The sequence below is a fragment of the Pseudodesulfovibrio aespoeensis Aspo-2 genome (assembly GCF_000176915.2).
GTDB lineage: Bacteria > Desulfobacterota > Desulfovibrionia > Desulfovibrionales > Desulfovibrionaceae > Pseudodesulfovibrio > Pseudodesulfovibrio aespoeensis.
This window is the reverse complement of the sequence record NC_014844.1, coordinates 1,557,078-1,569,251: the sequence shown is the minus strand read 5'-3', so window position 1 is coordinate 1,569,251 and position 12,174 is coordinate 1,557,078. Positions and strand designations below refer to the sequence as shown.

The 12,174-nt window shown below is 61.3% G+C and carries 10 protein-coding genes and 1 tRNA gene; 9 read left to right on the top strand and 2 right to left on the bottom strand.

Annotated features, from left to right (window positions below):
- Nucleotides 1-8: 8 nt before the first annotated feature.
- A complete protein-coding gene (lysS, locus tag DAES_RS07030) occupies nt 9-1,517 on the bottom strand; it encodes a lysine--tRNA ligase (protein ID WP_013514340.1) in 1,509 nt (502 codons plus the stop codon).
- 274 nt (nt 1,518-1,791) lie between these two features.
- Here lysS and DAES_RS07025 point away from each other — a divergent pair.
- The 9 genes from DAES_RS07025 to DAES_RS06990 all read left to right on the top strand — a co-directional run bounded on the left by DAES_RS07025 (nt 1,792) and on the right by DAES_RS06990 (nt 11,241).
- Nucleotides 1,792-1,867 (top strand) — tRNA-Asn (locus DAES_RS07025).
- 286 nt (nt 1,868-2,153) lie between these two features.
- Complete coding sequence (locus DAES_RS07020; protein WP_013514339.1) at nt 2,154-3,494, top strand: dihydrolipoyl dehydrogenase family protein; 1,341 nt, start codon at nt 2,154-2,156, stop codon at nt 3,492-3,494.
- Between the two features lie 113 nt (nt 3,495-3,607).
- Nucleotides 3,608-3,757 carry a hypothetical protein gene (locus tag DAES_RS17575; protein ID WP_157864821.1) on the top strand — a complete coding sequence of 50 codons (150 nt, stop codon included), beginning with the start codon at nt 3,608-3,610 and terminating at the stop codon, nt 3,755-3,757.
- Nucleotides 3,758-3,829: 72 nt separating this feature from the next.
- The gene (locus tag DAES_RS07015; RefSeq protein WP_236608480.1) at nt 3,830-4,864 is read left to right on the top strand and encodes an HlyD family secretion protein; all 1,035 of its coding nucleotides are present in this window, start codon (nt 3,830-3,832) and stop codon (nt 4,862-4,864) included.
- 10 nt (nt 4,865-4,874) lie between these two features.
- Nucleotides 4,875-5,819, top strand: coding sequence for an ABC transporter ATP-binding protein (locus DAES_RS07010; RefSeq protein WP_013514336.1), 945 nt, complete (start codon nt 4,875-4,877; stop codon nt 5,817-5,819).
- Nucleotides 5,816-6,949, top strand: a complete 1,134-nt coding sequence (locus tag DAES_RS07005; protein WP_013514335.1) for an ABC transporter permease — start codon at nt 5,816-5,818, stop codon at nt 6,947-6,949. Before DAES_RS07010 ends, DAES_RS07005 begins: the two co-directional genes overlap by 4 nt.
- Before the next feature lie 88 nt (nt 6,950-7,037).
- Nucleotides 7,038-8,693: a Na/Pi cotransporter family protein gene (locus tag DAES_RS07000; RefSeq protein WP_013514334.1), complete on the top strand. Its 1,656-nt coding sequence runs from the start codon at nt 7,038-7,040 to the stop codon at nt 8,691-8,693.
- Nucleotides 8,694-8,725: 32 nt separating this feature from the next.
- On the top strand, nt 8,726-9,766 hold the full coding sequence (locus tag DAES_RS06995; RefSeq protein WP_013514333.1) for a hypothetical protein: 1,041 nt from the start codon (nt 8,726-8,728) through the stop codon (nt 9,764-9,766).
- A gap of 92 nt (nt 9,767-9,858) precedes the next feature.
- Nucleotides 9,859-11,241: an MBL fold metallo-hydrolase gene (locus DAES_RS06990; RefSeq protein ID WP_013514332.1), complete on the top strand. Its 1,383-nt coding sequence runs from the start codon at nt 9,859-9,861 to the stop codon at nt 11,239-11,241.
- A 143-nt stretch (nt 11,242-11,384) separates the two neighbouring features.
- Here DAES_RS06990 and DAES_RS17570 read toward each other — a convergent pair whose 3' ends face one another.
- Nucleotides 11,385-12,134: a hypothetical protein gene (locus DAES_RS17570; RefSeq protein WP_013514331.1), complete on the bottom strand. Its 750-nt coding sequence runs from the start codon at nt 12,132-12,134 to the stop codon at nt 11,385-11,387.
- Nucleotides 12,135-12,174: the final 40 nt, after the last annotated feature.

The window sequence follows — 12,174 nt, the reverse complement described above, 5'->3', positions numbered from 1 at the left end:
ATGGGGCCTTACCCGACCTCCGGCCGCAGAAGCGGAAACAGGATGACCTCGCGTATGGACGCGCTGTCGGTCAGCAGCATGACGAGGCGGTCGATGCCGACCCCCTGCCCTGCCGCCGGCGGCATGCCATATTCCAGGGCGCGGACATAATCCTCATCCATGAAATGCGCCTCCTCGTCGCCGGCCTCCTTCTCCTTGACCTGCTCCTCGAACCGGCCCCGCTGGTCCACGGGGTCGTTGAGTTCGGAAAAGGCGTTGGCCATCTCCCGACCGGTCATGAACAGCTCGAAGCGGTCCGTGATGTCGGGGTTCTCCTCGTTGCGCCGGGACAAAGGCGAAATGTCCGTGGGATAATGATAGATGAAATGAGGCTGAATCAGCTTCGGCTCCACCAGGATGTCAAAGAGCTTGGCCTGGAGCTTGCCCAGCTTGTCGCCCTCGACGACCTTCTCGCCACGCCCCCTGACCAGCGCCTTGCACTGCTCGTAATCGCTGTAGACCTCTCGGGGAATGCCGCCGATCTTCTCAAGGGATTCGTGGAACGGCAGCCGCGTCCACGCGCCCACCGAAAGGTCGATCATCTCGCCCTGGTAGGGCACCACCGAAGACCCGGTGACCTTTTCGGCCACGCGGGAGAACATCTCCTCGGTCAGGTCCATAAGATCGGTAAAGTTGGCGTAGGCCCAGTAGAATTCCAGCATGGTGAATTCCGGGTTGTGCTGGGTGGAGATGCCCTCGTTGCGAAAATTCCGGTTGATCTCGTAGACCCGGTCGAACCCGCCGACCAGGAGCCGCTTGAGATACAGCTCGGGCGCGATGCGCATATAGAGCTTCATGTCCAAGGCGTTGTGGTGCGTCTCAAAGGGCTTGGCCGTGGCCCCGCCGGGAATGGCCTGCATCATGGGGGTTTCCACCTCCATGAATCCCTTCTCGTCGAGAAAGTTGCGCAGTTCGCGCACCACAGCCGTGCGGATGGTGAATATCTCCCTGGTCCTCGGCGTGACTATGAGGTCCACGTAGCGCTGCCGGTAGCGGGTCTCCACGTCCTTGAGGCCGTGATACTTCTCGGGCAGGGGACGCAGGGACTTGGTGATCAGCTTGAATCCCCTGGTCTTGACGGTCAACTCGCCGGTCTTGGTCCGAAAGAGCGAACCGCGAATGCCCACGATGTCGCCGATATCGGTCTTCTTGAACAGCTGGTAGTCCTCGCTCCCGAGGTCGTCCCTGGCGGCGTAGACCTGGATTCTGCCGCCGCGGCCCTGAAGGTGGAAGAAAGTGACCTTGCCAAAAGAACGGTACGAGACAACCCGACCCGCCAGGGCAAAATCGTGATCCGCCGCCTCAAGTGTCTCGCCGTCCTCCTCGGAGTACGCGGCCAGGAGTGCTTCGACATCCGTGTCGCGCTTGAAATCGTTGGGATAGAGGTGGACTTTCTCGTCCAGAAGCTGACACGCCTTTTCGACGCGAGTCTTGATGACCGAGTTCAATTCATCCCTTGAATCAAGGGCCAAAAGCATCGGCAAAAACCTGTCGGCATGGACGGACTTGGTTGCCAGCTTGATTTTCTTATTGATTTGCTTATCGTGTGCCAATTTTACTTTCCCTGTCCCCTGCAAAGTCTAGAAAAAAACAAGAGACGTTGAATGCGTAAGCCAAATATCGCTTCCCGTCAAGAAAATGAACCTGTTAACCCCAACTTAATCATGGCCGGAAATTTCTGGGAAACACTTTTTTTCCCTTGACCGTGCCATGTGATTTGTTTAAACACTCTTTCGCTTCAAGGCTAAATGTTCCCCAGTAGCTCAATTGGCAGAGCGGGTGACTGTTAATCACTAGGTTCGCGGTTCAAGTCCGTGCTGGGGAGCCAAGGAAATCAAGAGCTGATATGGATAACCTCCGTATCAGCTTTTTCCTTTTGCGGCCCGGCCCGCATCGGTGCGAGAGTCCTGGTCGCGACCAGTGCTCAGTCGGGCATTGTCCGGGCCGGTTTGCGCCATTTCCGTCGTCCGATCCATGCACTTCAATCCTCCGATCTGGCTCCAATGCGACCTTGCGGTCCCGCAACTATCTGCCGACAATTTTCGGTTGGCCGTGATTTCCCGGCTTATTTCATGTATGCTTAATAGTAGACCAATCAGACACACGAGGGAAGCATGAAGAAATACGACGTGATAGTGGTGGGAGGCGGTCCGGCGGGCGGCGCGGTGGCCGCGCCTCTTGCCGAAGCGGGCAGGCGGGTGATGCTGATCGAGGCCAGAGCCTTTGGCGGCGTCTGCCCGTTGAGCGGCTGCAACCCCAAGAAAGCGCTCATGAGCGGCGCGGAGGCAGTCCGCGCGGCCTCGGCCATGCTCGGCAGCGGCCTTTCCGGTCGCGTCTCGGTGGACTGGGCGGACCTGATGCGCTTCAAACAATCCTTTGTGGACCCGGTCCCGGCCAAGGCGCGCAAGGCCTATGGGGACAAGGGCATCGACACCCGGATAGGTTCGGCCAGACTCGTCGGCCCTCACGAGGTGGCTGTTGACGGCGAATCATTCAGCGCACCGCACATCTGCCTGTGCGTGGGCCAAAAGCCGAGCCCCCTGCCGGTCCCCGGCGGCGAAGGGATGCCGGTCAGCGACGATTTTCTCTCCCTCAAGACGTTGCCGCGCCGGATCATCTTCATCGGGGGCGGATTCATCGCCTTTGAATTCGCGCATATCGCCCGTCAGGCCGGGGCCGAGGTGACGCTCCTCAACCGCAGCGACCGCGTCCTGCGTCAATTCGACCCCGTGCTGACCCAGGAACTGGTCGAAGCCTCGCGGGCCGCCGGGATCGATGTCCGGCTGAACGCCCCTGTCCAGGGAGTCGAGCAGACAGCCTCCGGATACCGCATTATCTGCGGCGAACGTGGCGAGACAGCCCTTAAAGCCGACATGGCCTTCAATTGCACCGGACGCACGGCAGCCATCGACGGGCTCGGCCTCGACGCGGCAGGCGTTGAATACGGTCAGGACGGCATCGCGGTCAACAGCCGGATGCAGAGCGTGTCCAATCCCGACATCTACGCCGTAGGCGACGTTGCCGACCAAGGTCCGGCCCTGACCCCGGTGGCCACCATCCAGGGACAGGTGGCAGCGGCCAACATCCTGCATCCCAATTCTGCCCAGGTCGATTACACGGGCATTCCCGGCGTCTGCTTCACCCTGCCGCCCCTGGCAGGGGCCGGACTGCTGGAATCCGACGCCAAACAGCTGGGCCTGGACTTCACGGTCCGGGAAACCGATCTGGCCGGTTCCTTCTCGTGGAAACGGCTCAACGAGAGATTCGGCAAGGCCCGGATCCTCATCGACGAGCCGGGCGACCGCATCCTCGGCGCGCACATCCTCGGACACAATGCCGAGGAGATAATCAATCTCTTCGCCCTCGTCATCCGGCAGGAGATTCCCCTGTCCAGGGTCAAGGAGACAGTCTGGGCCTATCCCACCTGCGGCTATGAGTTGAAATATATGTTATGACTCTCCAAAGTGTCCGCCGGTGGGGCTGTCTGCACGACGGGCCGCGAGAAGCGAATTCCCTTGATACACCCTGAGGATTCGGATAAACGTTCCCCCCTATGAATACATTTGCCATGACCACCCTCATTCTCTGCGGCAGCGGACTCATTGCCTTCATCCTGATCTCGCGCCGGCTCAAAACCAGGGCCGCCGATCGCCCGATCATCAACATCGACTTTGACACGGCCAAGGAACGCGAGGACAAGAACCGCTACTTCAGCTGATCCCGCCCGGGCTACGCCGCCCCTCTCCCGTCCGTTGTCTTTTGCCTTATGCTGGCGTATTATTGGTCACAGATGACCAATACCGGACGCCAGACACCTCCCGGCGCAACACTCGCGCCAAGACTCGCACCCGCGATCATCCCGATGGTCCAGACCATTCTCCTGACCCTTGGCCTGGCCATGATCCTGGCCGCCTGTTCCGAGAATCCGGCCAACAGATTCCAGGGCTATGTGGAAGGGGAATTCGTCAACATTGCCTCCCCGCTTGGCGGAACCCTCGACGCGCTCTCCGTGGTCCGCGGCCAGCAGGTGCGCCAGGGCGACCCCCTCTTTGTCCTGGAACACGAGTACGAGCAGGCGAGCGTGGACGATGCCCGGCACGGACTGCAACGCGCCCAGGACAGCCTAGCCGACCAGGAAACCGGACAGCGCCCGTCCGAGATCGCAGCCATCAAGGCCCGGCTCAGACAGGCCAGGGCCGCGGCCACCCTGGCCAGGATCGAATACGACCGCCGGGTCAAGCTCATCCGCGAACAGACCATATCCCAGGAGGAGCTGGACCAGGCCAAAAACGACTTTGACCAGACCACCCACCGGGTCCGCGAGATCAACGCCGAGCTGGAAACGGCGCGGCTGGGCGCACGCAGCGGTCAGGTGCTGGTGGCCGAGGCCGAGGTGCGCCAGGCTCAGGCCGCGCTCGATCAGGCCCTGTGGAACCTGGGGCAGAAGACACGGGTCGCGCCCGCTGACGGGCTGATCTTCGACACCTTCTTCCGGGTGGGCGAATGGGTGGCTACCGGACAGCCCTTGGTCTCCCTGCTCCCACCGGAAAACATCGAAATCCGGTTCTTCGTGCCCGAGGCCGTAGTCGGCTCGCTTGCGCCGGCCCAGGAGGTCCAGGTCACCTTTGACGGCGCGCCCCAGCCGGTGGCCGCCACCATCACCTTCATCTCCCCCAGCGCGGAATACACCCCGCCCGTGATCTATTCGAGCCAGAGCCGCGCCAAACTGGTGTTCATGATCCGGGCCAGACCGGCCCTGGCCGATGCGCCGTCCCTGCATCCGGGCCAGCCCGTGGACGTGACCATCCCGGCCCTGCCCCGCTAGCGACCCCGCCATGACCCATGAAACCGTCATACAGGTCCGGGGGCTGACCAAGTCCTTTGCCGGGAAGGTCGTTGTCAACGGGCTGGACATGGAGATAGGCCGGGGCGAGATATACGGGTTCCTCGGCCCCAACGGCTCGGGCAAGACCACGTCCATCCGCATGCTCTGCGGGCTGCTGCGCCCGGATTCGGGCAGCGGCACCTGCCTGGGCCACGACATCCTGACCCAGGCCGACCGGATCAAGCCCCACGTGGGCTACATGACCCAGCGGTTCAGCCTCTACGAGGACCTGACCGTGCGCGAGAACCTTGATTTCGCGGCCAGGGTCTTCGACCTCGAAGCCCCGGCGCGCGTGGTCTCGGAGTGTATTGACCGGATGGCACTTGGCCGGTTCGAGCACCATCTGGCCGGAAACCTGTCCGGCGGCTGGAAGCAGCGCCTCTCCCTGGGCGTGAGCACCCTGCACTCGCCCAGGCTGCTGCTGCTCGACGAGCCCACGGCGGGGGTGGACCCCGGCGCGCGGCGCGACTTCTGGGACCAGGTCCACATCCTCGCGGCCCAGGGCATCACCGCCCTCATCAGCACCCACTACATGGACGAGGCCGAACGGTGCCACCGCCTCGCCTACATCGCCTACGGCGACCTGCTCGCCTCAGGCACTGTCGGCGAACTGGTGGCCGACTCCGGGCTGACCACCTGGAGTGTGGCAGCCGATCCCGCCGCAGGCCGGGAAGCCGACCTGCACGCCCTCTCGCAGCGGCTCAAACCTCTGGAGGGGGTCGACCAGGTGGTGGCCTTCGGCAACACCCTGCACGTCAGCACCCGCACGCCCGAACTGGCGCAGCGGTCCATGATGCCGTTCCAGACCGCCCCCTACCACTGGTCGCACATCGGGACCAGCCTGGAGGAGGTCTTCATAGACCTCATGCAGCGCAGCGGGCAGGGTCGGACATGAGCCGCTTTTCCTTCAATCGGTTCGCGGCCATGGTCGGCAAGGAGTTCGTGCAGATGCGCAGGGACAGACTGACCTTCGCCATGATGATCGGCATTCCCATCATTCAGCTCATCCTTTTTGGCTACGCAATCAACTCCGACCCGCGCCATCTGCCCACGGCAGTCCTCTCCGGCGACAACAGCCGCTTCTCGCGGGCCGTGACCGCAGGCATGCAGACAAGCACCTTCTTCGAGGTGACCGAGCACCCGGCCTCGCGCGATGACGCCGTCAGGCTGCTGCGCGAGGGACGGGTCCAGTTCTGCCTGACCATCCCGGAGAACTTCGGACGCGACCTCCTGCGCGGCGACAGGCCGGTGCTGCTGCTCGAAGCGGACGCCACCGACCCGACAGCCACGGGCAACGCGGCCTCTGCCTTTCCGGAGATCGTCCGGCGCGCCCTGGCCAAGGAGCTGACCGGGCCGAACGCCCGGCTCAATCAAGGGGAATCCCCGGTCGATATCCGCATCCACAACGACTACAACCCCGAGGCCGAAACCCAGTACAACATCGTGCCGGGCCTGATGGGGGTCATCCTGACCCTGACCCTGGTCATGATCACCTCCCTGGCCATCACCCGCGAGGCTGAGCGGGGGACCATGGAGCACCTGCTCTCCACGCCCATCAAACCCCTTGAGGTGATGCTCGGCAAGATCGTTCCCTACATCCTGGTGGGCTACATCCAGATGGCACTCATCACCGTGGCCGCCCGCTTCCTGTTCGGCGTGCCCATGCATGGCAGCGTGCCCCTGGTCTTTGCCCTGTCCATCGTCTTCATCGGAGCCAACCTGTCCGTGGGCGTGACCATCTCCACCGTGGCCCGCAATCAGCTCCAGGCCGTGCAGATGTCCATATTCTTCTTCCTGCCGTCCCTGCTCCTGTCCGGGTTCATGTTTCCCTTCCGGGGCATGCCGCAGTGGGCACAGGCCGTGGGCTCGATCCTGCCGCTGACCCACTACCTGCGCCTGATCAGGGGCATCCTGCTCAAGGGCAACGGGCTGGCCGAGTCACTGCACGCGGTCTGGCCCATCCTGCTCTTCTGGCTGGTGGTCGTGGCCCTGGGCCTCAAGCGGTACCGCCGGACCCTGGACTGACCCCGCACAAGCGAATGTTGTTTACTTCATCATTTCAACTTGTTAATCTTCAGGTCATGATGAAACTTCACAGGGGGCAGCCAGCTCCATGACCCTCTCGCTGCTGGCCGGCCTGATCGGCGGCATCGGCCTGTTCCTGATCGGCATGGGACTGATGACCAAGGGGCTGCGCAACGCCGCCGGCCCCGCCCTGCGCACCATCCTCGGCACATGGACCCGGACTCCGCTGCACGGCCTCTTCTCCGGCTTCATGATCACCGCCCTGGTCCAGTCGTCGAGCGCGGTCACCGTGGCGGTCATCGGCTTTGTCAACGCGGGGCTCATGACCCTGGGCCAGTCCGTGGGTGTCATCTTCGGCACCAACATCGGCACCACGGTCACAGGCTGGATCGTGGCCGCCGTGGGCGTGAGCGTCGAGGTCAAGGCCCTGGCCCTGCCCATGATCGGCATCGGCGCGTTCATGGGACTGACCAACAGGAAAACACGGCGCAAGCACCTGGGCGACGCCCTGACCGGTTTCGGCATCTTTTTTCTCGGCATCGAGGTGTTGCAGTCGTCTTTTCTGAGCGTGGGCAGGGACTTGGACCTGTCCTCCCTGCACCTCGGCTCCACTGCGGACATTCTGATCTTCGTGGCCGTGGGAGCCACGCTCACCCTGCTCATGCAGAGTTCGAGCGCGGCCATGGCACTGATCATCACCGCTGCCATGTCGGGCCTGATCCCGCTCGAAAGCGCGGCTGCCGGAGTGGTGGGCACCAACATCGGCACCACCTCCACGGCCATGTTCTCTGCCATCGGGGCCACCAGCAACGCCAAAAAGGTCGCCGCCGCCCACATCCTCTTCAACCTGGGCACAGGGTTCGTGGCCGTATTCCTCATCCCGCTCCTGATCATGGGGGTCAGGGCCCTGTCCGCCGACCCCATCGCCTGGACCGCCACCATCCTCGCCCTGTTCCACACCGGGTTCAATCTGCTGGGCGTGCTCATCTTCCTGCCGCTGACGCCCCGGCTGGTGGCCTTTCTGGACAGGCGCATCGGACACGACGACAGCGAGCAGGGACGACCCGTCTACCTGGACGACAATGTGCTCAAGGCCCCGACCATGGCCATAGAGGCACTGTTCATGGAGCTTGGACGCCTGGGCGAAATGACCCGGCTCATGGCCCAGAAGGGGCTGGCCTCCAAGTTCCGCCACAAGGATTTCATCCGGGACAAGACCACCCTGGATTCTCTCATTGAGGCCATCAGACGGTTTTGCGAAAAACTGGGCAACGCCGACCTGCCCCTGGCCGTGAGCGCCCGGTTGCCCAAGGTGCTCAGGGTTGTCCAATACTTCGACAAAACTTCGAAGATCATGGAGAAAATTTCTCACGATCACATCCTGCTCGATCACCAGATTCCGGGCAGCGGGCTCCGCGCCGCACGGGTCATGCGCCGCGAGGTGCGCGATATCCTCAACGTGGCCCACACGCCCTGCGCGCCGGAATTTGCCGGGCTGAAACGATCGCTGGACCACCTTCAGGACACCTACCACGAACTCAAGGACGAACTCCTGCGCCTTGGGGCGCAAGGACGGCTGGAACTCAACCGGATGGTGCAACTGCTCGACTACTATTCCGGCATGCGCAGCATGTGCGAGCAGGCGGGCAAGGGCACCCTGACCTGGGCAGCCCTGCGCGAGAGCGTAATCACCTGCGCCGATGCCAACGAAGCCAACGATTACACCTGGAAAACGCACGAGTAAGCTGCTAGCCTGGCAGCAAAAGGAGGCCCACATTGCATCAACGCCAGAAAGCCGCCATATTGTTCGGCTGCGCCGTGGCCTTGGCCGCCGGAGCCTATCTCATCCTGTCCCGGTCCGCATCCGAGGGACCGGCTGTCCGCCAGGAGGTCGCGACCCCTTCGGACAAAAACGCCACTGCCCCGGCCTGGGTCAACACGGGCCAAAGCCCGACACCCGACTATTCGGCCATAGACGCCATGGCGCGCAACGCCACTCCTGCGGAGGAACCGGCACCGGACATGCCCAGACAGGCCATTGAAATCCGCGAGGACGGGACCGTCACCCTGACCTTTGTCGAGACCCTGACCGACTCCCTGCTGGCCGGATTCCAGCCCGTGGGCAGCCGGGGCGCACCGGCCACGACCATCACCATCAAATCCCTCAACCTCCTCTTCGGCCAGGAGCTGTCGGGCTTTTCCGTGTCCGGCGACGACCTGGGCGCATCGCGCCGGGCTGTCCTCGACTACGTGTTCACGCCGGGCATGATCAGGATGCTGCACGAGCTGTACGCGCCGGTCCTCATGGCCCACCTCGTGGACTCTGCCACCCTGGACGAACGCACCTATACGGTGGGCGATACGATCGAGGAACGCACCCTGACCAAGGCCGAGACAGCTATCATGCTGCGCCTCGTGGCCCAGCGGACGGAGCAGACGGCCAGCGCGCTCAGAGCCGTCAACACCGACCCGGCCATCACCGAACTGGCGGGCAAATATCTCGGCGCGGCCAAGGCCGTGGAGCGGGCCAATCTGCAATTGCAGCAGTCCATCGACACGGGCCGCGACACAGCCGAGACCGGCCAGCGCCTCAAGCAGGCCATCCTCCAGCGCGAACAGGTCAGGGAGTCCATCATCACCCGCATGCGCGACGCCTGCCCTGGCTGCCCCGACTCCGACCTCTTCTATCTGGCCCAGTGGTCGTACCGCCGCGTACTCACCGACCCGGACAAGCGGACCGCCGCCTTTGCCGAGGCTGCCGATGCCCTGGACGATCTGGCCAAACGGATGCGCGACCGGTCGGCGCAACTCGAATAGCTCAAACTTTTTTTGCGCCAAGGAGTTGCGCAACCCACTCTTTGTGCCTACACTATTTGTGAAAGTAGTTATTTCTACCACAAGGAGCCACCATGTATTTCAAACAGATACTCACCCCTGGCCTTGGGTGCTTCTCCTATGTCATCGGTTGCCCGGCAGCGCGAGAGATGGTCGTGGTGGACCCCAAACGGGATGTGCAGGACTACCTGGACATCTCCCGCGAGGAGGGCATGCGCATCACCGGTGTCATCGACACCCATGTCCATGCGGATCATGTTTCCGGCGCCCATGAGCTGAAATCGCTCACCGGCTGCGAGATCATGATGTTCGAGACCTCGCCGGTCAGGTTCAAATTCACCCCCCTCAAGGAAGGCCGCAAGCTCACGATCGGCAACGCAGGGCTTGAGGTGCTGCACACGCCGGGCCACACGCCCGACGCCCTGTCCCTGCTGGTGACCGATTTCAGCCGGGGCGAGGAGCCGTGGCTCATCCTCACCGGCGATGTCCTGTTTGTGGGCGACATCGGCAGGCCCGACCTTGTGGGCGGGGCCAGGCTCGACGAGCAGGTCTCCAACCTCTACAACTCGCTCTACGTCAAGCTGGCCAAGTATCCGGACCACCTGGAGGTCTTCCCGGCCCACGGGGCTGGCTCCCTGTGCGGGCGCGGCATGAGTTCCAAGCCCAACTCCACCCTCGGCTTTGAGCGGCGGCACAACCCCATGCTCACCTTTGACAACTTCGAGTCCTTCCGCCTGGCCATGAGCCAGAGCTTTCCTGCGCGACCCAAGAGCTTCAGCCACATCATCGCCACCAACGCCGCCGGGGCCACCCTGCTGGAGCGCTGCCCCATCGATCTGGCCATGGAGCCGGACCGCTTCGAGCAGAAGATGCTCGCCGGGGCCGTGGTCATCGACGTGCGCAACACCGCCTCCTTTGCCGGATACCACATCCCCGGCTCGCTCAACATCGGGTTCGAGCCATCCCTGGCCAACTGGGTGGGCATGGTGGTCGAGCCCGAGGCGGACCTGCTGCTGGTGGTGGATTCGAGCGACGACTACGAGCGGATGCGCACCGAGCTGCACCGCATAGGCTACGACACCATCCACGGCTACCTCAAGGGCGGGATTTCAGCATGGGTCTACAGTGGCCGCCCGGTGGACAGGCTGTCCATCGACTCGGCCCAGGAGGTCCAGAGCCAACTGGAGCAGGGCAAACCCCTGAGCCTCGTGGACGTGCGCACCCCCGGCGAACTGGCCCAGGGCCGGATCCCCGGCGCGCGGCACGTTCCCTTAAGCGACATCCTTGCGGGGCGTTTCGACCTGAACGAGGACGAGCACCACATCCTCTACTGCGCCTCGGGCTACCGCTCCAACATCGCGGCCTCCTACCTCCAGCGCCACGGCTTCTGGGACGTCCGAGCCCTGGCCGGCGGCTTCACCGCCTGGGACCGCGCCGGGTACGCTGTGGAGAAGTAGGTGGGTGGCTCGAAGACAAGTGGCGACACGCACAAACAATGCGCAAACCGGCACACGGAATTTCCTTGGCACCATCGTCAATTGAGTAGCCAATGCAACGAACAGGATAGAACATAGAATGCGTGGACCAACTGTCTTTGTTTTTATCTCACATTTCCGCTTTGAGAAAAGTTCTTACGAATTACTTCAATCGCATTTTGAACACTCATCCCATGCTTAATGTCACTGCCATAATAAATACCAACAAATTTTTTATCAAAATCAGAAACACTGGAATAATTTGTAACATCATAATTCAATGCAGAGCTTGATACGACACCACTTTGGTTTAATACACCGAATAGCATCATCATAACAAGTTTTGAGTAGTGCCCGTAAATATTTTCTGGAATAAGATTTTTATCAACAACTACGGAAAAATTGATTATTGAGCTTTTCTCAATTACCGCTTTTGCGATGATATCATTTGACAAATGACTGCCGATTCTATCAAGATAGCTTTCGTAGAGTTCATTATCTTGTCGAAATAGTAAGTAAATGTTGTTTCTGGCCAAATCCTTCTTAATATCTGACGAAAATACAAAAAGTGCATTTACATCAATCTCTTCTTTGCCAATTGAGACATCGGCAGCCTTGGCAAAATCAGAACAAACTTCACCAAAAATCCTTAGCTCAGAATCATTCAAACCAATCACCCCATACCTTATTCCGGTTTCCCATTTTGAGACTATGCGGCTATACTTAAATGCGTCGTTCAAAAAAAGATTAACATCTATATCACTGCGAGCAATTGAAACGCTGCAAAACGCTACCAAAAAAATTGATACAGAAAATACTTTCAAGAAACCCCTGGATTGGTCCATAAGTAAATTCTTTTGCCTTACAACTTTCACTTCTCCCCTCCCCTACCCACTCAACAAATTCCAAAACCAC

What these genes read in the sequence shown, in the direction of transcription:
- DAES_RS06990 (WP_013514332.1), top strand. Translation starts at nt 9,859, where the DNA reads ATGTATTTCAAACAGATACTCACCCCTGGCCTTGGGTGCTTCTCCTAT.
- DAES_RS07020 (WP_013514339.1), top strand. Translation starts at nt 2,154, where the DNA reads ATGAAGAAATACGACGTGATAGTGGTGGGAGGCGGTCCGGCGGGCGGC.
- DAES_RS07010 (WP_013514336.1), top strand. Translation starts at nt 4,875, where the DNA reads ATGACCCATGAAACCGTCATACAGGTCCGGGGGCTGACCAAGTCCTTT.
- DAES_RS07000 (WP_013514334.1), top strand. Translation starts at nt 7,038, where the DNA reads ATGACCCTCTCGCTGCTGGCCGGCCTGATCGGCGGCATCGGCCTGTTC.
- DAES_RS07005 (WP_013514335.1), top strand. Translation starts at nt 5,816, where the DNA reads ATGAGCCGCTTTTCCTTCAATCGGTTCGCGGCCATGGTCGGCAAGGAG.
- DAES_RS17575 (WP_157864821.1), top strand. Translation starts at nt 3,608, where the DNA reads ATGACCACCCTCATTCTCTGCGGCAGCGGACTCATTGCCTTCATCCTG.
- lysS (WP_013514340.1), bottom strand. Translation starts at nt 1,517, where the DNA reads ATGCTTTTGGCCCTTGATTCAAGGGATGAATTGAACTCGGTCATCAAG.
- DAES_RS07015 (WP_236608480.1), top strand. Translation starts at nt 3,830, where the DNA reads ATGACCAATACCGGACGCCAGACACCTCCCGGCGCAACACTCGCGCCA.